General features: G+C 74.5%; 13 protein-coding genes. 3 read left to right on the forward strand and 10 right to left on the reverse strand.

Going from position 1 to position 20133, the window contains the following annotated elements; translation table 11 throughout:
* Positions 1 to 136: 136 nt before the first annotated feature.
* The 8 genes from ADEH_RS15870 to ADEH_RS15905 all read right to left on the reverse strand — a co-directional run bounded on the left by ADEH_RS15870 (position 137) and on the right by ADEH_RS15905 (position 15412).
* A complete protein-coding gene (locus ADEH_RS15870) occupies positions 137 to 1324 on the reverse strand; it encodes a hypothetical protein (protein WP_011422121.1) in 1188 nt (395 codons plus the stop codon).
* Positions 1296 to 1883: a GNA1162 family protein gene (locus ADEH_RS15875; RefSeq protein WP_011422122.1), complete on the reverse strand. Its 588-nt coding sequence runs from the start codon at positions 1881 to 1883 to the stop codon at positions 1296 to 1298. The genes ADEH_RS15870 and ADEH_RS15875 overlap by 29 nt, the downstream gene beginning before the upstream one ends.
* Before the next feature lie 24 nt (positions 1884 to 1907).
* Positions 1908 to 4100, reverse strand: coding sequence for a hypothetical protein (locus ADEH_RS15880; RefSeq protein ID WP_011422123.1), 2193 nt, complete (start codon positions 4098 to 4100; stop codon positions 1908 to 1910).
* A gap of 17 nt (positions 4101 to 4117) precedes the next feature.
* Positions 4118 to 5539 (reverse strand): YncE family protein, encoded by a 1422-nt coding sequence (locus ADEH_RS15885; RefSeq protein ID WP_011422124.1) that lies wholly within the window; start codon positions 5537 to 5539, stop codon positions 4118 to 4120.
* Positions 5540 to 5684: 145 nt separating this feature from the next.
* Entirely contained in the window at positions 5685 to 6995 is a 1311-nt protein-coding gene (locus tag ADEH_RS15890; RefSeq protein ID WP_011422125.1) for a hypothetical protein, read from the reverse strand.
* 413 nt (positions 6996 to 7408) lie between these two features.
* Positions 7409 to 9217 carry a tetratricopeptide repeat protein gene (locus ADEH_RS15895; RefSeq protein ID WP_011422126.1) on the reverse strand — a complete coding sequence of 603 codons (1809 nt, stop codon included), beginning with the start codon at positions 9215 to 9217 and terminating at the stop codon, positions 7409 to 7411.
* Position 9218: 1 nt separating this feature from the next.
* A complete protein-coding gene (locus ADEH_RS15900; RefSeq protein ID WP_011422127.1) occupies positions 9219 to 11312 on the reverse strand; it encodes a tetratricopeptide repeat protein in 2094 nt (697 codons plus the stop codon).
* A 107-nt stretch (positions 11313 to 11419) separates the two neighbouring features.
* Entirely contained in the window at positions 11420 to 15412 is a 3993-nt protein-coding gene (locus ADEH_RS15905) for a CxxxxCH/CxxCH domain c-type cytochrome (protein WP_011422128.1), read from the reverse strand.
* A 210-nt stretch (positions 15413 to 15622) separates the two neighbouring features.
* On the opposite strand from ADEH_RS15905, the gene ADEH_RS15910 reads away from it, so the two are divergent.
* Both ADEH_RS15910 and ADEH_RS15915 read left to right on the forward strand, forming a co-directional pair.
* Positions 15623 to 15853 carry a hypothetical protein gene (locus ADEH_RS15910; RefSeq protein ID WP_011422129.1) on the forward strand — a complete coding sequence of 77 codons (231 nt, stop codon included), beginning with the start codon at positions 15623 to 15625 and terminating at the stop codon, positions 15851 to 15853.
* Positions 15854 to 16014: 161 nt separating this feature from the next.
* On the forward strand, positions 16015 to 16236 hold the full coding sequence (locus tag ADEH_RS15915; RefSeq protein ID WP_011422130.1) for a hypothetical protein: 222 nt from the start codon (positions 16015 to 16017) through the stop codon (positions 16234 to 16236).
* On the opposite strand, the gene pgi is transcribed toward ADEH_RS15915, so the two are convergent.
* Both pgi and ADEH_RS15925 read right to left on the reverse strand, forming a co-directional pair.
* A complete protein-coding gene (gene pgi / locus ADEH_RS15920; RefSeq protein ID WP_011422131.1) occupies positions 16233 to 17885 on the reverse strand; it encodes a glucose-6-phosphate isomerase in 1653 nt (550 codons plus the stop codon). The two genes, ADEH_RS15915 and pgi, sit on opposite strands and share 4 nt — an antisense overlap.
* Before the next feature lie 80 nt (positions 17886 to 17965).
* Positions 17966 to 18379: a hypothetical protein gene (locus tag ADEH_RS15925; protein WP_041453604.1), complete on the reverse strand. Its 414-nt coding sequence runs from the start codon at positions 18377 to 18379 to the stop codon at positions 17966 to 17968.
* Between the two features lie 98 nt (positions 18380 to 18477).
* Here ADEH_RS15925 and ADEH_RS15930 point away from each other — a divergent pair, with 98 nt between their 5' ends.
* Positions 18478 to 20121: a GMC oxidoreductase gene (locus ADEH_RS15930; protein WP_011422132.1), complete on the forward strand. Its 1644-nt coding sequence runs from the start codon at positions 18478 to 18480 to the stop codon at positions 20119 to 20121.
* Positions 20122 to 20133: the final 12 nt, after the last annotated feature.

Genomic DNA, 20133 nt, shown 5'->3' on the forward strand with positions numbered 1-20133 from the left:
ACGGTTGTGCCTCGCAACTACCGTGTAACATACGAAAATTTCGGAAGTTTTTCGCGGGGAGCGAGTCCGTCGGGCGCAATGATTGCGCGCCGCGACGGATTCCCGCAGCGGCTGTCGGCGAGCGCGCTCCCGCCCGTCATCGGGCCCCGTATTCGCGGCGGGCGGAGCTCCGCGTCCGGCTTCGCGTGGGAGTCCCATCGGCGCCGCCCGAGCCTGGCGCGATTCGCAGATCCATCCCGTCCACCACCGACGCGGCGACGCGGCACAGGACGTCCGCCGAGTTCCGGACGAGGCCGAAATCGAACCACCAGACGCCGTCGGCGCCGTCCCCCTCCGACACCGAGCTCCACGCCACGACCTCGTGGGCGCGATCGAGCACCTGGACCGTGAGCTCCACCCGCGCGGCGCCGGAGGGCCCCCCATCCTCGTACCGCCGCACCACGCCGGCGATCACCAGGTCGGCATCGAGCTTGTCGAGCACCGTGCTCGCGACGTCCACGGAGACGCCGCCCGGCATGAGCAGGCGGTTCGCCAGCAGCACCGACCGGACCAGGCCCGGTTCGACGACCTCGACCGCGGGCGAGGCCGAGAGCTGCCGGACCAGCTCGAGCGTGGCCGCGTCGCCGGCGCTGCGACGGCGCGTCTCGTTGATGAACGGCAGGACCGCGACCTTGAACGGCCCCTCGCGCAGCCGGGGCGAGCGGAACACCAGCCGCGGCCGGTAGCGCCGCTCGGGCTCGCACCGGCTGGCGCGCGCGCCGCCGTGAAGGAACGCCCGGAGCGAGCGGCCGAGCCGGTCGAGCACGATGCGCTGGACGCGCGCCTGATCTCGGATCAGCCCCAGGCCGAGCAGCCCCGGCCGTTCGTCGCCGGAGCGCACCGCGCCGTCGATCCAGAGGATCCGCGGCGGCTCGCCGGTGGACACGAGCCGGAGCGTGACCGCGAGCCTGGGAGGGGACTGCGGCTGGTAGGCACCCACCGCGGCGATGACGATCGCATCCGCGCCGAGCTCCTCGCGCGCCGCGACCGCGGTCTCCGCGTCCACGCCGCTCGTGTTGCGAACGCGGTGCCGGGCCAGGAACTCCTCGACCGCCTTGCGCGGCACCACCTCGAGCCCGGCGCGCGCGACGGTGTCCTCGATGGCGCGGTCGAGGTCCTCCGCCGGCGCGGCCCCCCCGCCGACGTTCACGGTCGGAAACACGGCCACCCGCGCAGGCGCCGGGCCCGTGGCGACGGGTACGCGCGCTCCGCCGCAGCCTGCGCCCGACACCGCGAGCGCGAGCAGCAGCGCCGTCCTAGTGGAACAGCTGCGATAGGAGGTCATCGACCGCCTCCTCGGTGATCCGGTTCACCGGCTCCCCTCCGCTCCCGAGGAGCCGGTCGCCGAGCGACACCCCTCCCTTGGTCGACTGCCCCGACCAGACCACCTTCCCGGTGGAGGCTTCGAGCATCTGCGCGCTGATCGAGACCACGTTCGAGGCGGTCGTGCCGGACCGGACCTCCCCGTACTCCTTGACCACGCCGACGATCACCGCGTCGGCCTTGAGCACCGAGCCGAGCTTCACCACCTCGTCCACGGAGGGGCTGGTCGGGAGCGCGACGCCGGCGCGCGCGATCCCGCGGGCGACCTCGCCGGGCGGCAGCACGTAGATGCCACCGGTCGCCAGGAGCGCGCTGGAGAACACGTCGCGTACGCGGTCGGCCGCCGCGGCCTCGCGCGTCAGGTTCGAGAACGGCATCACCGCCACCGTCCGGATCGAGCCGAAGTCCATGTTGGTGTCGTGGTACACGCGGCCGGAGGAGCGGCAGGCGGTGACTGCGACGAGCAGCGTCAGCGCCAGGCAGGTGGAGACGCAGGTGGAGATCGGGGTTCGGGTCGTCATGGCATGCTCGAGCGTGCGTCGCGTTCAGGAGAGCGTCAGGAAGAGATGGAGCATGAGCGAGTCCGTTCTCGTCCTGCTCTGCGGGGAACGGTTGTCGATGTTCGAGTAGTTGAGGTCCAGGTACGCGCTCGGCCGGACGTTCCAGCGAACGCTCCCGCTCGTGGACTTCGTGGTCGCGTCGGCGGCGTCGTCGGAGGTCTCCTGGTGCTGCGCGGTCAGGACCAGGTCCCCGCCGCGCAGCGGCGCGTACGAGACGAGGTAGTTCCAGAGCAGGCGGGGGCTCGTTCCGGACTGGGTGGACCTCGTGGCGCCGGCGGTGGCGAGCAGCGCGGGGAACGGGGTGAACGTCACCAGCCCGGAGGCCTGCTGCCCCTCCGAGTCGCGCACGCGCGCTCCGACCTCCGTGCGCGCCCGGCTGTAGGCGTACGTTCCGGACAGGTTCAGCGCGCGGTTCGGGACGATCGAGGTGGTCGCGGAGGAGAACGTCGTCCGCGTGGACGACCCCAGCCCCGAGACGTAGGACTGGCCGGCGTTCCCGGTCACGCTCAGCCCCTGGTACAGGTCCGCGCGCGCGAAGACGGTGGCCGCGTTGCGGAGCTGCTCACCCTCGCTGCGCTGCGACCAGCCGCCGGAATAGGTGGCCCCTGCGGACGCGGCCGGGATCGGGTTGACGCCGAGCGAGGTGCCCCAGTCGAACTGCCCGGAGTGCTCGCCGCCGGACTGGCTGTCGGTTCGTGCCACGCGCGCGGTGAGCGTCGCCGTCCGGTGCAGCCGCTGCGTGAGCCCGAGGCCGTTCGCGACCGTCCACGCCGCGGAGGTCCCGCTGGTCTTGGCCAGCTGGAAGCTGAGATCGTGCCTCAAGGCCGGTGAGTCCAGCAGCCGGGTGGTCACGGTGCCGCTCACCGCGTTCGTGAGACTGGTGCTTCGACCCGCGACCGACGCCGCGGACACCTCTTCGAACAGCATCACGTCGGTGACGAGGATCGCCCCGAGCGCCGGGTCCGTGGTCACCGTGGTGGCGATCGGTCGGGTCACGACCTTCAGGTACTTCGACCGGGTCCGCTGGACGGGGATCTCGAAGCGGTTCTGGAACGGCCCGAACGACACCGCGCCGTCCAGGGGCACCGGCACCCAGTTGACGTTGTCGTCGCTCCGCCAGGCGGACCACTCGACCGCGCGCCAGACCGACTCCGGGAGCAGTCGATCCACCCAGACCTGCACGAGGTTCACCGGCTCGAGCGGCTCCGCCATCTCGACGCCGAGGTCGCGCTGCGCCGTGTCGCCGGCCAGCGTTCGCTGGAAGCCGAGGTCGATCCCGACGCTCGCCTGCACGTTCCCGTCCACCAGCGCCGGGTTGGCCCTGAGCGTGTCGGTGGAAGGGATGTCCGGGAACGCCTCGACGAGCGACAGCCCGGAGAGCGGCGGTCGCTGCGTCCGCACCGTCCCCAGCGCCGAGGTGGCCTTGGTCTGTGAGATCGAGCTCTGCAGCCCGTAGGTGAGATACGCGTTGGAACGCTCCTCGAAGAAGCGGCGCCGGTACGTCGCGGTCGCGACCTGGCCGAGCGTCCAGGTGCTGGTGTCGTCGACCCGATCATCGACGGTGCTGTACGTCGTCGCGTAGGAGAGGCCCACCTCGCTCGTCGGCGAGTACGTGGCCGTGACCCCGGCGGTCGTGCTGGACGTGTCGTACTGGGTACGAGCCTCGTCGAACTGGTTGGCCCGGCTCAGGCGGAGGTTCAGGCTGGGAAGATCCGCCGGATCCCACCGCATGGACGCGCCGTAGGTCTCGCTGACCAGCGTGGGCACGCGCGTCCGCTGGCGGCCGCCATTCGCGGACTCGACGCTGTACTTCGCGTCCACGGTGTCGCGATCGTACGTGAAGCTGCCGCCCAGCGTCCTCCCACCCCACCCGAGCCCCGTCGAGAGCGTCCACTCCTGGCGCGTGCTGTCCGACGACGCGCCTTCGGTGTCGGACCAGACCTCGTCCCGCAGGATCATCCCGTTGGCCCGCCACTGCAGGGCCTCGCTGAAGGACTTGTCCAGGCCGAGCCGGTACTGCTGGGTGAGGCTCTGCGAATCGGTCGTGGTCGTGAGGCCCGTCGCGTCGGTGAGCCGCAGCCGCGTGAGCGCATAGGTCGGCTCGGCGGCGGCGGTGAGGCCGTCGGCGCGGGTGGCGCCCGGTCCGAGCCCGGCGGCCGCGACGAGGAGGAGGGGCATGGTTCGCAGCGCTCCCCTCAACGGCGCTCCCCGGACAGCGCGAGATCGTAGGGTTCGCGCCCGACCTCGAACAGGCCGACCTGGCGCTGCGCGGTGAGATCGACGACCGAGACGGCCCGCCGATCCGGCAGGAGCGCGAACAGCAGGCTCTGCGTCGCGTCGAAGACCAGGAACGAGGCCGCGCCGCCCACGTCCACGCCGCCGAGCGGCACCAGCGAGAACGGGTCGAACACCGCGAGCGCGGGGCTGCCCGCCTGCGCGACGTAGAGGAGGTCGGTCCGGGGATCGACGAGGATGGCGGTCGCCCCCAGCCCCACGAACAGGCGGCCCGCCGGCGCGAGCTCGGGGAGCGTGTAGATGGACAGGTAGGCCGACCCGGCGTGGACCACGAACAGGCGGGAGCCGTTCCGGTCGAGGTCGCCGCGGAGCGGCTCGGGCTCGGCCGCCGCCGAGCCGACGGCGGCGCGGCGCGTGACGTCCACGGCGGTGACCGTGTTGGAGCGCCGCCCGAACACGTAGGCGCGGTGGCGCTGTGCGTCGAGCCGCAGCGACCAGGGCTCCTCGCCCACCGCCACTCGACCCACCTCGACGCGTGCGCTCGTGTCCAGGAAGGAGACGGTGCTGGAGCGCCGGTTCACGACCAGCAGCGTCCGGCCGCCCTCTACGAGGGTGACGTCGAACGGACCGTCGCCGGGGCGCAGCCGGATCGGCTCGCGCACCTGCCCGTTCGTGAGGTCCAGCACCTCGATCCGGTCCTCGAGGGAGAGCGCCACGTACGCGAGGTTGGCGCCTTCGTCCATGGCCACGCCCGCGGGCCCCATGCCCGTCGCGATCGCGGCGGTCACCTGGCGGTCGTACCGGTCGAAGGCGAGGAGCACGTTGTCCGCGGTGCTCGCGCAGTAGCCGAGCCGCTGCGGGTGCGTCGTCTCCGGCGCCAGCAGCGAGAAGCGCGGCGCGAAGGCGACCTCGTCGCCGGCCGGCTGCGCCTCGCGGAGGACGAGCCACAGCACCTGGGCGCGGCCGGGCGTGACCGTGAAGGACGCGGGCACCTGCACCGCCTCGGAGCGTACCAGCAGATCGGCGGGTCCGTCCGGCGTCTCCATGCGAGCGCGCCCGACGTGGAGGCGGAGCCCGGCATAGTTGCCCGCGGGGAGCCGGGCGTGCGCGAGGAGCCGCTGCCGGCCGTTGCCGTGGCGGCCGACCTCGGAGAGCGCTGCCCGCATCGGCTGCGCGGCGGCCTCCCCCGGCCCGACGGCCTCGACCGCCGTGACGCCGAACGTCACGTTCTCGACCTCCCGCGCGAGCGGCTGCAGGAAGACGTAGAGGTCGCCGTCGGCGCCGAGCGGCCCCGGGTTCGCGGAGCGTCCGCGCACCGCCGAGCACCCCGAGCCGCCGATGGCCAGCAGCAGTGCGAGCGCGGCGCCTCGATGTCGGACCATGGGCGACCCCCGACCCCACTTTGCCACGACGCGCGAGCCCGTTCCATCGGGGCCGGGACGTCCCGGTGGCGATCCGCACAAAAGAAAGGAGGGAGCCGCATGCTGCGCGGCTCCCTCCGAGTCCAGCTACGTCAGCAAGCGACCACTAGTCCTTCGCGTGGCACTTGTTGCAGAGCGACTTCTGGAACGTCGAGTAGGCGGTCGCCGGGCGGTTCTGGTGCGCCGCCTGGATGATCGCCGAGCTGCGCCACTCACCGCGGGCGCCGGCCTCGACGCCGTAGTACTCGCCGGCCTCGATGATGAACTCCTTGTCGGCCCAGCGGAGCGCGAACTCGTACGGCGACGCGTGCGCGCGGTGGCAGGAGAGGCACATCACGCCGCTGGTGCCGGCGACGGCGGTGATGGACGGGGTGCCCGTGATGCCCACGGCCTCGGCCTCGAGGGAGGCGCGGTCGGCGGCGTGCTGCTCGAAGGGGACGATCGCGTCGTACGCGTTCGAGCCGGTCAGGTCGCCCGACTTGAGGTAGGTGTTGTAGTTGGCAGCCACCGTGGCGCTCATCGTGGCGGTGTTGCCGGCCGGGTGCTTGAAGATCTGGCCCGAGGTGTTGGTGTTGTTGTGCATGCCGGGGTGGCAGGTGGCGCACCACTCGGACATGCCGCTGCCGTACGCGACCACGACCTGGCCGGCGCGCGTCGTGGCGTTGAAGGTGTTGAGCTCGGACGAGTTGTAGCTGGACGGCGCGACGGCGACCGGCGGGCTGACCGTGAACGCCGGCTGCGTGGCCGAGGACTTCGGCTGGTAACCGACGCCGGCGAGGAGGCGGTACGCGCCCATCGCGGTGCCGGCGGGGAGCGCGCCACCGATCGGGTAAGAACCGGACTCGGCGATCGGCAGGCCCGTCACCGGGGCGCCGGTCGCGTCGAAGCGCGCCTTGCTGTGCGGGTCGTGGCAGGAGACGCAGGAGAAGTTCGCGCCGTTGTACACGCCGGCAACGTCACCGGCCGGAGCGGCGGCGCGGGTGTCGGCGACCATGCCGGGGTAAGCGGCCGCGATGACCGAGTGGCCGAAGCGCCGCTGGTTGCGCGTGCCGAAGCCGGTGTTCGCCTGCCAGGCGAAGTCGCCGCCCGGGGTGAAGTTCACCATCGTCGCCGTGAAGGTCGCGGTGGTGGCCGTCTGGAGCGAGGGCTCGTAGACATGGTAGCTGCTCACGCCGGCGCGGCCGTGGCAGATGAGGCAGGTCGAGCTCGGGTCCTGACCCTGGAGCAGGTAGGCGCTGGCCTGCCCGATCGTCGGGTTGTTGCCCATCACCGTGGACGCGGTGCCCGCGCCGGCCGTGGTGGAGTTGTGCATCGTGTGGCAGCCCTCGCACTGGGCGACGCCGCCGGCGTGGAAGGCATACGCGCGGCCCGAAACGAGCGCGAGCGCTGCAACGATTGCGATACGCGTGAACTTCATCGTGTCCCCTCTGCTCCGTTCAATGGAGCCGCCATCCATTGGCGGCCCGGCTGAGTTGCTCCGCTGCGAACCTCTTCGTTGCTGCCGCGGGGTCGGTCATCCCGGCTCCGGCGGCGGTGCTGCGTCCCCGTCACTACGTCGCGGCGCCTCTGTGCATGCGCGGTGCCGCCGGAGCGTTCGGGCCGATCGAGTGAAATCGGCGGGATCCGGGGCATTCGCGAGCGGGTGCACGCCGTGAGCTGGGGGATTTCACCCAGGCCGGGGGAAGGCACCCACACCGGAACCCCCAACCACGCACCCAGTCCACGACGCCGTGCTGCCGGGGGCCTCGCGCGCGCCAGACGTGGACGCAATCGATGCGCGCGACCGCCGCACCTGTTGCGCGGCGGTCCTCTTTCCCGATGGTCGGCTCGCTAGCGGCCGCGATCGAGCAGCGGCCGCGCGAAGGTCTCGAGACGGAGGGCCATCTCCGGAGATGCGGCGCGCAGCGCCTCGATCTGGCGCCGCGCCCCGTCCACGTCGCCGAGCATCACCCGCGCGACTCCGAGGTTGAACGCCGCTTCGGCGCTGCCGCCCAGCTTCGCCCCGGCCTCGTCCAGGACCTGCGCCGCCTCCGCGTAGCGCTGCGCCCGCACCAGCGCGGCCCCCAGGTTCGCGTACGCCTCGGGGTAGTCGGGGCGGAGCGCGATGGCGCGCCGGAACAGCGCGATGGCGTCGTCGAGTCCGCCGCCCGACTCGAGATAGAGCCGCCCGAGGTTGTAGCAGGACTCCGCGTGTCCCGGATCGACGCGCATCGCGGCAAGGTACGCCGCCTCCGCCTCGTCGCGCCGCCCGGCCTGCTCGAGCGCAACCCCCATGTTGTTCAGCGGCCTGGGACTCGCTGGCGACTTTCGCGCCGCGTCGGCCCAGAGCGTGAGCTGGCTCTCCCAGACCCGGTTGCGGGCGTGGGTGCCGGCGGCGAGCGCGGTGGCGAGCACCGCACCGGCCACGACGCTCGCCGCGCCGGCGCGCGCGGGCGCCAGCCGCGCCGCCACCCAGCCGATCGCGACCGCCGCGGCCAGGAAGAAGCCCACCGACGGGAGGTAGACGCGGTGCTCGTTCATCACATCGACGATGGGGACGACGCTCGACTCGACGGTGAGCGCAAGGAGGAACCAGAGCACGCCGAAGCCGGCCAGGGCTGCCGTCGCGTCGCCCCGGCGCCTCCGCACGACCGCATACAGCGCGAGCGCGGCGGCGAGGAGGAGCGCCGCGCTCGACAGCGCGACTGGCCCGTCCAGGAACGAGCGGTGGATCGGGTGCACGTGATCCACGTTCTGCCCGATCGGGAGCAGGAGCAGCCCCACGTACTCGAGGACCACGGTCGTCTCGGTCGCGAGGTACTCGAGGCGGCCGAGCGTCGTCTGCACGCGGGTCGCGCTCGCGGCGGCGGAGAGCACGTCCGAGACGCCCGCCCCGGCGACCGTTCGCACGCCGATCATGGTCAACGGGATCGACAGCGCGACCAGCGCGAAGGGCGCCAGCGCGAGCGCACGCCGTCCGGGACGCCCGTCGAGGAACGCGACCTCGAGGAGCGCGAGCGCGGCGGGTAACGTGACGGCGATCTCCTTCGTCCGCGCAGCGAGCGCGGCGGACGCGACCGCGCCGGCGTAGGCGGCGACGCGGCGCCCGCGCGCGCCGGCGGGAGCGAGCCGCGCCCACAGGTACAGGACCGCGCTCCCGACATAGAACAGCGTCGCCAGCGAGGTGAGCCGCTGGACGACGTACGTGACGGCCTGGGCCTGGAGCGGGTGGCACGCGAAGAGCGCTGCCGCCACGAACGCGAAGGCGCGCGGCGACCGGGCGATGCGGGAGCCCGACACCCTGGGCGTGCGGAGGACCAGGATCGCGAGCGCGTAGACCAGGCACGCGGTCGCGAGGTGGATCAAGACGTTGACGGCGTGGTAGCCCGCCGGCGCGAGCCCACCGGCGCGGAAATTGAGCGCGAACGTCAGGTACCCAACCCAGCGGTTCGGGCGCCCCAGGTATCCGTGCCCGCCGGGCAGGTAGCCCGCGAGCCGCCGGATGTCGGGGTTGTGCACGATCGAGGGCAGGTCGTCGAACACGAACCCGCAGCCGAGCGCGTTCGCCCACGCGAGCGCGCCCAGCGCCAGGAGCGCCGCGAGGTACGGTGCGTGACGGCCCGGACCTGGCCCGGCGCCGACTCTCTCGGAGGCGCTCATGTCACGGGCCCGCGCCGGATCTCAGCCTGAGCGCCGCCGCACGCGCCGCGTCGGCCTGCTCACCCGCACCGAGCCTCGCGTACGCCGCGGCCAGCCGGTCGAAGGTCTCGGGGTCGCGTGAGCCCAGCCCCACCGCGAGGCGCAGCTCCTCCGCCGCGGGCGCGACCTGGTCCATGGCCAGGTAGGCGCCCCCGAGCACCGCGTGCGCGCCGGGGTGGCGCGGGGCGGCCCGGAGCGCCGCCTCGGCGGCGACGCGCGCGCCGGCGGCGTCGCCCAGCGAGAGCAGCGCGCGGCCGAGGTTCACCGCCGGCTCCGGATCCTCGGGATCCAGCTCGGCGGCCTTGCGGAAGTGCTCGACCGCGAGGTCGAGCCGGCCAAGCTGCGCGTACGCGACGGCCAGGTTGTTCAGGGCCAGCCGGTGGCGGCCCGACCGACCGAGCACCGTCCGGTACTCCTCGACCGCGCCGGCGAGGTCCCCGGCCCCATGCAACGCCCGAGCGAGGGCGAAGCGCGACGGCGCGTCGTCGGGCGCGAGCGCGACCGCAGTCCGGAGGTGCTCCAGCGCCGGCACGACCTGGCCCTGCTGCAGGAGCAGGACGCCTTTGTTCGTGTGCGCCTGGTAGAAGTCGGGCTTGAGGCGGAGGGCGGTGTCGATCTCGGCCATCCCGCGCGCGACGTCGCCGCGCTGCGCGAGCGCCTGGCCCAGGTTGCCGTGCGTCCGCGGGTTGGCCGGCGCCTTGGCCGCGGCATCCGCCCAGAGGCGCACGTCGTCCGCCCAGACCTCGTTCCGCGCGAACGTCGCGACCGCCAGCGCGAGCGCGACGACGAGCGAAGCGGCCACCAGGGGCCGCATCCAGCGCCCCGGCGCGACGCGCTCGGCCACGAGCCCGGCGCCGGCGGAGGCGGCGACGAACAGCCCGGCCGACGGCAGGTACATGCGGTGCTCGACCATCAGATCCTGCAGCGCCACCAGCGACTCGAGCGAGAGGCCGAGCAGGAACCAGATGACGCCGAACGCGACGAGCCGCGCCGCCGGATCGACGGCGCTCGGGCCCGCTTCCCGCCGCCGCGTGGCGGCCAGCAGCCAGGCCGCGACCCCGGCGAGCGCGGTCAGCACGGCCAGGCCGAGCAGCACCAGCGGATCAGCGAGGGAGTAGGTCTCGAAGCCGTGATCGATGCTCTGCCCCACCGGCAGGATCACCATCCCGAGGTAGCGGGCGATGATGGCCGGCTGCGTGGTCACGTACTCCACGTAGGGCCGGGCCGCCGTCGTGTTGGCCGCGGCGGCCGCGGCCGCGGCGAGCCGGGCCGCGCCCCCTTCCGCTCCGCCGCCCCCTGCCGCGATGCCGCCGCCGAGCTGGGTCATCGGGATGACGGCCAAGGTGGCCAGCACGGGCGCGAGGTAGAGGAGACGCCGGCCCGGCGTCGCGCTCAGGAAGCAGAGCTCGTACGCGGCGATCGCGAGCGGCAGGGTGAGCGCGATCTCCTTCGACCGCATCGCGAGGAGCGCCGTGAGGATCACCGGCACGTATCCGAGCACCGCCCGCGGACCGGCCACCGCACCGCGGTGCAGGCGCTCGCGCCAGCGCGCATACAGCACCACCGACGCGAGGTAGAGCAGCGTCGCGAGCGACGTGAGCCGCTGCACGACGTAGGTCACGGCCTGCGTCTGGAGGGGGTGCGCCACGAACAGCGCCGCCGCGCAGAGCGCGACGGCGCGCGGGGATCGGGCCAGGGCCGAGCCGGCGAGCCGCGGCGCGCGGAGCGCCAGCAGCACCAGCGCGTAGACGAGCAGCGCGGCGGCCAGGTGGATCCCGACGTTGACCGCCTTGTAGCCGGCCGGATCGAGCCCCCCTAGCCGGTGGTTCAGCGCGAAGGTGAAGTACGTGAGCGCGCGGTTCGGCGCGGACGCGTACGCGGGACCGCCGGGCAGCCAGCGCGCCGGATGCGCGACGTCTGCGTTGTCGATGATCGACGAGTGGTCGTCGAGGACGAACGGCCCCCCCAGAGCGTTCGCGTAGGCCGCGATCCCCAGCGCGAGGATCGCGGCGATCGGCAGGGCCCTCGCGTACCTTCGCGGCGCGGTCGCGTCCATGAGCAGTCCCGCGGTCCGGGACCGGCGGGCGCGCGACGATAGCACGGCGGCCGCCGCCGCGCGGGAGGCAGGCCGCCGAGCAGGCCGGCCTGCCCGTTCCGCGCCGCTCACCAGTCGGTGTGGCAGTCGGTGCAGGCCAGCGCCTCGACCACCCCGTTCACGTGGCGGTCCTTGTTCACCGCCTCGTAGCCGGCCTGCGTCTGGTACCCGGCCCCATGGCACTCGGCGCACGCCTTGGCCCCGTGGTAGCGCCGGAACGTCGAGGTGCCGTGCGCCGGCCCGGTGGTCGGCGGCAGCCCGTGGCACGACCCGCACTCGGCCTGGCTCGGGCCGCCGGTCCAGGACGGGATGACGGTGCCGCCAACCCTGGCGCCGTGGCACGCGACCGTCGCGCACCCGCTCCCGTCCCACGCCGGCGCGAGCACGCCGCCGCCCGTCGCGAGCACGCCGAACGACACCTGCGCGGCGCCGTCCGTGTGCAGCATGTCGGTCGGCACCACGTGGCACTCGGTGCACGCGAAGCCGTTGGACCAGCGGCTGCCGGTGAGGTGGGCCTGGTGCGCGCCCACCGCGCGGGTGGACGGGTCCGTCTCGCCGCCGGTGCCGATGGGCGGCGCCGCGGCGTTCGTCGGACGGGTGGCGTCGCCGTGGCAGGACGTGCAGGTGAGGCCGCCCACGTCCAGCCGGCCGTCCACGTGCGTGGCCACGTTCACCGTCGTGGACGTGTAGCCGGTGTGGCACGCGCCGCAGTCCGGGTTCGCGGGGTGCGGCGGAGGCGGCGGCGAGCCGTGGCAGGTGCCGCAGGCGGCCTGCGTCCCGTCCACCTGCGTCCACGTCGGCTCGACGTTGGTCCCGCCGGCGCGCAGCGTGCCGCCGTGGCAGTACGTGGACGCGCAGGTGGCGCCGCTCCAGGTCGGCGAGACGTTCCCGCTCGCGGACGCGAGCGCTCCCCACACGATGGCCGGGTTCCCGTCGATGTGCGCGAGGCCGGTGGGCTTCAGGTGGCACTCGTCGCAGTCGAACGGCCGCGCGATGGCGCTGCCCTGCACGTGCGCCTGGTGCGCGCCGACCGCGCGATCGGTGGTCGCGGTCTCGCCGCGCGTGCCCGCGGGCGGCGCGGCGGCGCCGACGGGGCGCGAGGCGTCGCCGTGGCACAGCGCGCAGCCGGCCGCGGTCACGTCCACCTTCCCGTCCACGTGCACGTCGCGCGCGGGCGCGCCGTCGGTGGCGCCGGGGTGGCAGGTGCCGCAGTCGGCGCGCGCCGGGTGCGGATAGGGCGGGGGCGCACCGTGGCAGGTGCCGCATGCCGCCTGCGTGCCGTCCACCACCGTCCAGGCCGGCCGGACGTTGGTGCCGCCGCCGGCCAGCGTGGCGCCGTGGCAGTAGGTGGAGGCGCACGTGGCGCCGTCCCACTGGGGCGACCCGCCGCCGCTGGCGAGGGAGCTCCACACCAGGGCCGGCGTGCCGTCGATGTGGCCGAGGCCGGTGGGGTTCAGGTGGCACTCGTCGCAGTCGAACGGCCGCGCGATGGCGCTGCCCTGCACGTGCGCCTGGTGCGCGCCGACTGCGCGATCGGTGGTCGTGGTCTCGCCGCGCGTGCCCACCGGCGGTGCCGCGGCGCCGATCGCGCGCGACGCGTCGCCGTGGCAGGACGTGCACGCCATGGCGTTCACGTCCAGCGCGCCGTTCACGTGAGTGGCCACGTTCACCGAGGTCGCGGTGTAGCCGTCGTGGCAGCGGCCGCAGTCCGCGTTCGCGACGTGCGGCGGCGGGGGCGGCGCGCCGTGGCAGGCGCCGCACGCGGCCTGCGTCCCGTCCACCACCGTCCAGACCGGTGCGACGTTCGCGCCGCCGGCGCCGAGGGTGGCGCCGTGGCAATACGTCCCGGCGCAGGTGGCGCCGTTCCAGACGGGCGCCGCGGCGCCGGCGCGCGCCAGCGTGCCCCAGGTCACCGCCGGCGTTCCGTCCACGTGCGAGAGATCCGCGGGCTGCACGTGGCACTCGGCGCAGCCCAGCGGCCGCGCCAGCGGGCCGCCGAGGACGTGGGCCTCGTGCGCCCCGACCGCGCGATCGGTGGTGAGCGCCTGCCCGCGGGTGCCGACCGGCGGCGCGGCGGGGTTCACCGAGCGAGAGGGATCGCCGTGGCAGAAGGTGCAGTTCGACTGCCAGCCCGACCCGTGGCAGGCGCTGCACGACACGCCGCTCGTGCCACCCTCGAGGTCGGCGCCGTGGCAGGTGCGGCAGGAGGCGAGCCCGGCGTTCGCTGCGTAGCCGTGCTGCGCCGGATCGTTCCAGCCTGCCGGGTGCGTCTCGGAGCGCTCCAGCGCGCCGTTCATGTGCTTGCCGCCGTCCAGCCTCAGGTGGCCCGCCGCGTCCACGGTCTCCGGATGGCAGGCGCCGCAGTTGGAGAGCTGCGCGTGCGGCGGAGGCGGCGGGAGGCCGTGGCAGGTGCCGCAGGCGGCCTGCGTCCCGTCCACGGTGGTCCAGCGCGGCGCCTGGTTCGTGCCGCCGGCGGCGAGCGTCGCGCCGTGGCAGTAGGTGGACGCGCACGCGCCGCCCTGGTACGCGGGGGCGGCGCCGCCGGCCATCGCGAGCGGCCCCCACGTCAGCTCGACCGCGCCGGTCACGTGGGTGAGGTCGGTGGGCACCGTGTGGCACTCCGAGCACGGCAGCGGGCCGCGCAGCGTCCCGGCCTGGACGTGCGCGAGGTGCGCCCCGACGGCCGGGGCGGCGGTGCCCAGCTCGCCCTGCGTGCCCACCGGCGGTGCCGGCTGGTTCACGGCCCGGTTCGCGTCGCCGTGACAGAACGTGCAGTTCGACTGCCAGCCGGCGCCGTGGCAGGCGGCGCACGAGATGCCGGTCCCGCCGCCGGCCAGGTCCTCTCCGTGGCAGGTCCGGCAGCTCGCCAGATCGCGGTTCGCCGCGTACCCGTGGGCGGTCGGCTCCATCCAGTTCACCGGATGGAACTGGTTCACCTGCACCGTCCCGTCCACGTGCATGCCGCCGGCCACGTTCACGGTGCCGTCGCCGTTCACGGTGCCCGGGTGGCAGATCGCGCAGCCGGTGCCGCGGGGGTGCGGCGGCGGCGGCGGCGCGCCGTGACAGGTGCCGCACGCGGCCTGGGTGGCCCCCCCGGTCCACACCGGCGTGGTCCGCTCACCGCCGCCGTTCCGCAGCGTGGCGCCGTGGCAATAGGTGGAGGCACAGGTGGCGCTGGTCCGGTCCCAGGACGGCTGCGCGCCGCGCCGCGCGAGGGCACCGAACGAGATCTGGGCCGTGCCGTCGAGGTGCTCGAGGCCGGTGGGGACGGCGTGGCACTCGGTGCACGCGAATGGGCCGGCGAGCGGCCCGGCCTCGAGGTGCGCCCGGTGCGCGCCGACCGCGACGGCCGACGCATCGGTCTCGCCGTGCGTGCCCCGGGGCGGCGCGGCCGGGTTGCGCGGACGCGTGGGATCGCCGTGACAGTCCGCGCAGCCGGTGGAGAAGTCCACGGTGCCGTTCAGGTGACGGCCCCCGGCCACGTCGATGGTGCGGAGCGTGCCGGCGAGGATGGTCGCCGGGTGGCAGATCCCGCAGTCCGTGGACTGGGGGTGCGGCGCGGGCGGCGGATCGCCGTGACAGGCGCCGCAAGCGGCCTGCGATCCGTCCACGCGCGTCCAGGTCGGGCGCGTGGCGGCGCCGCCGGCGAGCGAGACTCCGTGGCAGTACGCCGAGCAGGTCGCATCCGCCGGGTTCCAGGACGCGACGGTGCCATTGGCCTTCGCGGCCACCCCCAGGACGACGCGGGGCTTCCCGTCCACGTGCGCGAGCGGATGCGCCGGATCCGGGACTGCGTGGCACGCCTCGCAGCCGAGCGGCGCGGCGATGCCGTGCGACCCGGACACGTGCGCGGTGTGCGCGCCGACCGAGATGCGCGTGGTGTCGCTCTCGCCGTGGGCGTCCAGCGGTGGTGCGCCGCTCGTGTTGTCCGCGCCGCCGTGACAGCGGGTGCACGCCGTACCGTCCGCGCGCTCCTCCGTGGCGGCGTTCCGCGCGGAGTTGCAGCCCGCGAGCGCGAGCGCGAGGACGACGGCCGGCAGGCCGGCGGTGCGTCGGGACATGGGTGGAGCCTCCCCCGGCTGTGAGATCCGGGGCATCCGGTATCAGCCCACGGCACCTGCCTTCCTTGCCGCGCGTCAAATTCGTGACCCGTCCGTGTTGACGCGCTGGACGCAGCGGTCGCCGGCAACACCTCTCGGGGGAGCGGCGCATCGCCTCCAGCGGATCGAGCTTGGTCGATTGCCGTGCCCGCTTCGCGCACGGGGGTGACCATGACCGGCCTCGCGCTCCCGCTCACGATCGTCGTCTCGATGGTGGTCTCGCTCGCCGCCGTGCTCCTCGCCGGCCGCCGCCGCCGGGCGCGAACTGCGCTCTCGCTCCCGGCGGGGATGCGAGCGCTCGCTTCCAACGTCCGGACGGTCAGCGCCCTCGGCGCCGACCTCGCGCTGCCTCGGGGGCGGGGTTCGCTCCGCCCGAGCGTCACGCTGACGGCGCTGCGATAGCGCCCGCCCCGTTCCTCCGCGCCGGGCGTCCCGCGCGCTCGCGACACGGCCGGGAGCGCTGCGGCCGGCGCGCGCAGCCGCGCCCGTGCTCGCCCTTTGTGGTGTTCCACCCGATGCGCAGGCCGTGGCTTGCTGCACTTTCCTGCTCGGGGGGAGCAGCCATGCTCGACGATCTCGCCCTCATCCTGACGCTGGTCGGGACCGCCTACGGAGTCGCGCTGCTGGTGCAGCGGAGGGTGCACCGGCTGCGAAGCGCGCCGGCGCGCGTCGCGGTGGGCCACCGGCTCTACGCCTCGCCGCTGGTGTCGAGCCCGGACACGCTGGTGCTGCCGCGCACCCGCGTGCGCGGGCTCCGCGGGGCGATCGGCCGGCTGCTCGGCTAGGACGACGCCGACCCGCCCCGCCGCGCCCGGTATCTCCGGATGAGCGCGTTCGTGGAGCCGTCGTGCGCGAGCGCCGGGTCCGCGGGCGCCTCCAGCTCCTTCACGATCCGGTTCGCGAGCACCTTCCCCAGCTCGACGCCCCACTGGTCGAACGAGTCCACGTCCCAGATCACGCCCTGCGTGAACACGGCGTGCTCGTAGAGCGCGACGAGCGCCCCGAGCGTGCCCGGGCCGAGGCGGTCGGCGAGGATCGTGCTGGACGGGCGGTTCCCGGGGAACGTGCGGTGCGGCACGAGCGCCTCCGGCGTCCCCTCCGCGCGCGCCTCCTCCGCGGTCTTGCCGAACGCGAGCGCCTCGCCCTGCGCGAACAGGTTCGCCATGAGCAGGTCGTGGTGGCGGCCGAGCGGGTTGAGCGTCCGGCAGAAGCCGATGAAGTCGCAGGCGACGAGGTGCGTGCCCTGGTGGAGCAGCTGGTAGAACGAGTGCTGCCCGTTGGTGCCCGGCTCGCCCCAGTAGATCGCGCCGGTGCCGTGGCCCTCCACCGGCGCGCCGGACGCCGTCACGCGCTTCCCGTTCGACTCCATGGTGAGCTGCTGGAGGTACGCGGGGAAGCGATCCAGGTACTGGTCGTAGGGGAGCACCGCGACGGTCTCCGCGCCGAGCAGGCTCGCGTTCCACACGCCGATGAGGCCGACCAGCGCGGGCAGGTTCCGCTCGAGCGGCGCGTCGCGGAAGTGCTCGTCCATGGCCCGGAACCCGGCCAGCAGCTCGCGGAAGCCGCCGGGGCCGACGGCGATCATGGTGGAGAGCCCGATGGCGGAGTCCATCGAGTAGCGCCCGCCCACCCAGTCCCAGAACCCGAACATGTTCGCCGGGTCGATGCCGAAGCGGCGCACCTCGGCCTCGTTCGTGGAGATGGCCACGAAGTGGCGCGCGACCGCGCGCTCGTCGCCGAGCGCCGCGAGCAGCCACGCGCGCGCCGAGGCGGCGTTGGTCATGGTCTCGAGCGTGGTGAACGTCTTCGAGGCCACCAGGAACAGCGTCTCGGCGGGATCCAGATCCCGGACCGCCTCGGCGAGGTCGGTCCCGTCCACGTTCGAGACGAAGCGGAACGCGATCTCGCGGGTCGTGTACGCCCGCAGCGCTCGGTAGGCCATGGCGGGCCCCAGGTCCGAGCCGCCGATGCCGACGTTCACGACGGTGCGGATGCGCCTGCCGGTGAAGCCCGTCCAGGCGCCGCTCCGCACCTGCTCGGCGAACGCCGCCATGCGATCGAGCACCGCGTGCACCTCGGGCACCACGTCCTTCCCGTCCACCTCGATCCGCTCGCCGCGCGGGGCGCGGAGCGCGACGTGCAGCGCCGCCCTGCCCTCGGTGGCGTTGACCTTCTCGCCGCGGAACATGGCCGCGCGCCGGCCGGGCAGGCCGCGGGCCTCGGCGAGCGCGACCAGCAGCCGGACGGTCTCCTCGGTCACGCGCTGCTTCGAGTAGTCGAGGTACAGCCCGGCCCCCTCCGCCGCGAGCCGATCGCCCCTGCCCGGATCGCGCGCGAACAGCTCGCGCAGGTGCAGGGGACGGACCTCGGCGAGGTGGGTCTCGAGCGCCCTCCAGGCGGGCGTTCGGAGGAGGGGATCGTTCCGGTCGGCCATGCGCAGGCTCTTACCGCACCGGGCGGCGCCTGGCACGCGCGGCGGCGGGGCGGCTCCGGGTGGGCACCCGGCCCCGTCATTCACGGTTCGTGACGACCGTCCGTGCCCCCCATCCGCTCCGCGGCGTCCAGCAGCCCCTCGCGCGCGCACGCCTCGGCCACGCGCCGCGGCAGCCCCTCGTCGCTGGCGCCGAGCTGCACCGCCTGCGCGACCACGTGCTCGGCCTCGGCGACGCTGCCCGACATGCAGTGCAGCAGCGCCAGGCGGATGGCCTCGCGCTCGGTGAACGGCTCCGCCAGGCCCGCCTCGGCGAGCGCGCTCACCTCGTCCCAGGCGCGCCGGCGGGCGGCCTCGAACGCGCGCCACCACCGCGCCTCCCGCAGCAGCGCCTCCGGCGCGCCGGGCGCCTCCGCGAGCCGCAGCCAGGCCGCCGCCTCCTCGCCGGTGGGGCGCCAGGCCGGATCGCGCGACAGGAGCTCGGGGGTGGGGTCCACGGGGGAGAACCTACCGCGCCAACCCGGCAGGGCGCGAGCGCGGGGCCGCGCGCCGCTCGACCGCCCGGCGCCGCCGTGGTTACGATGGGCGCCCGACCATGCCCGGCCCCACCGAGCCCGCCCTGCCCGATACGCGCTTCGACTTCGACTACCTGGTGATCGGCTCCGGCTTCGGCGGCGCGGTGTCGGCGCTGCGGCTCGCCGAGAAGGGCTGGCGCGTCGGCGTGCTCGAAATGGGCAAGCGCTGGCGCCCGGAGGACTTCCCGCGCACGAACTGGAACCTGCGCAAGTTCCTGTGGATGCCGCGGCTGCGGCTGTTCGGGATCCAGCAGATCACGCTCCTGCGCGACGTGCTCGTGCTGCACGGCGCGGGCGTGGGCGGGGGCAGCCTGGTCTACGCGAACACGCTGCTCGTCCCGCCGGACCGCGCCTTCGACGATCCGCGCTGGCCGGGCGGCGGCTGGCGGGCGCGCCTCGCGCCGCACTACGCGACGGCGAAGTTCATGCTGGGCGCGGTGGAGGCGCCTGAGGTGTTCCCGGGCGACGAGGCGCTGCGCCAGGCGGTGGACGAGGAGACCGGGCGCGGCCACACGTTCTCGCGCCACACCGTGGCGGTGCACTTCGGCGACGCGAAGCGGGCCGTGCCGGACCCGTACTTCGGCGGCGAGGGGCCGGAGCGGATCGGCTGCTCGCTCTGCGGCGAGTGCATGACGGGCTGCCGCCACGGCGCGAAGAACACGCTCGACCGGAACTACCTCCACCTGGCCGAGCGGCGCGGGGCGGAGATCCTGCCGGAGACGCTGGTCACCGACCTGCGCCCGCTGGCGGGCGGCGGCTGGGAGGTCCACACGCGGTCGTCCACGCACGTGGTCCGGCGCCAGCGGCGCGTGCTCCGCGCGAGAGGCGTGGTGCTGGCCGCGGGCGCGATCGGCACGGTGCGCCTGCTGCTCCGCTGCAAGGCGGTCGGGAGCCTCCCGGCGCTCTCCGGCCAAGTCGGCAACCACGTGCGCACGAACAGCGAGGCGCTGCTGGCGGTGACGGCGCGCCGCGACGACGTGGACTACAGCCACGGCCTCGCCATCACCTCGGGCCTGCAGGCGGACGACGACACGCACATGGAGGTGGTCCGCTACGGCGCGGGCCACGACTTCATGTCGCTCCTCGCCACGCACCTCACCGGCGGCGGCCCGCCCTGGCCGCGCCCGCTGCGCTGGCTCGGGAACCTGTTCCGGCACCCGGTGGACTTCTTCCGCGCGCACTGGCCGTTCGGCTGGGCGCGCCGCACCGCGGTGCTGCTCGTGATGCAGCCGCTCGCGAGCCACCTGCGGCTGCGGCTCGCGCGCCGGCCGTGGGGGCGCTCGCTCACCAGCGCGCTCGACGGCCCGCGGCCGCCGAGCTACATGCCGCTCGCGAACGCGGTGGCGCGCAGGATGGCGGCGCGCATGGACGGGGTGGCGCAGAGCGGGCTCCACGAGGTGTTCCTGGGCGCGTCGAGCACCGCGCACATCCTGGGCGGCGCGACCATGGGCGCCTCGCCGGCCGAGGGCGTGTGCGACGCGCAGGGGCACGTGTTCGGCTACCAGGACCTCTACGTCGCCGACGGCAGCCTGGTGCCGGCGAACCTGGGCGTGAACCCGTCGCTCACCATCACGGCGCTGGCCGAGCACGTCATGAGCCGGATCCCGGCCAACCCGGCCGGCGGGCAGCGGCCGGCCCCGCGGCCGCCGGGTGGCGCCGCGTGACCGGGCGCCGCG

This window comes from Anaeromyxobacter dehalogenans 2CP-C, assembly GCF_000013385.1.
GTDB lineage: Bacteria > Myxococcota > Myxococcia > Myxococcales > Anaeromyxobacteraceae > Anaeromyxobacter > Anaeromyxobacter dehalogenans_B.

Coding starts and splice junctions, on each gene's coding strand:
- ADEH_RS15910 (WP_011422129.1), top strand. CDS start 15,623: ATGACCGGCCTCGCGCTCCCGCTCACGATCGTCGTCTCGATGGTGGTC.
- ADEH_RS15885 (WP_011422124.1), bottom strand. CDS start 5,539: ATGGTCCGACATCGAGGCGCCGCGCTCGCACTGCTGCTGGCCATCGGC.
- ADEH_RS15870 (WP_011422121.1), bottom strand. CDS start 1,324: ATGACCTCCTATCGCAGCTGTTCCACTAGGACGGCGCTGCTGCTCGCG.
- ADEH_RS15880 (WP_011422123.1), bottom strand. CDS start 4,100: ATGCCCCTCCTCCTCGTCGCGGCCGCCGGGCTCGGACCGGGCGCCACC.
- ADEH_RS15915 (WP_011422130.1), top strand. CDS start 16,015: ATGCTCGACGATCTCGCCCTCATCCTGACGCTGGTCGGGACCGCCTAC.
- ADEH_RS15930 (WP_011422132.1), top strand. CDS start 18,478: ATGCCCGGCCCCACCGAGCCCGCCCTGCCCGATACGCGCTTCGACTTC.
- pgi (WP_011422131.1), bottom strand. CDS start 17,885: ATGGCCGACCGGAACGATCCCCTCCTCCGAACGCCCGCCTGGAGGGCG.
- ADEH_RS15895 (WP_011422126.1), bottom strand. CDS start 9,217: ATGAGCGCCTCCGAGAGAGTCGGCGCCGGGCCAGGTCCGGGCCGTCAC.
- ADEH_RS15890 (WP_011422125.1), bottom strand. CDS start 6,995: ATGAAGTTCACGCGTATCGCAATCGTTGCAGCGCTCGCGCTCGTTTCG.
- ADEH_RS15905 (WP_011422128.1), bottom strand. CDS start 15,412: ATGTCCCGACGCACCGCCGGCCTGCCGGCCGTCGTCCTCGCGCTCGCG.
- ADEH_RS15900 (WP_011422127.1), bottom strand. CDS start 11,312: ATGGACGCGACCGCGCCGCGAAGGTACGCGAGGGCCCTGCCGATCGCC.
- ADEH_RS15875 (WP_011422122.1), bottom strand. CDS start 1,883: ATGACGACCCGAACCCCGATCTCCACCTGCGTCTCCACCTGCCTGGCG.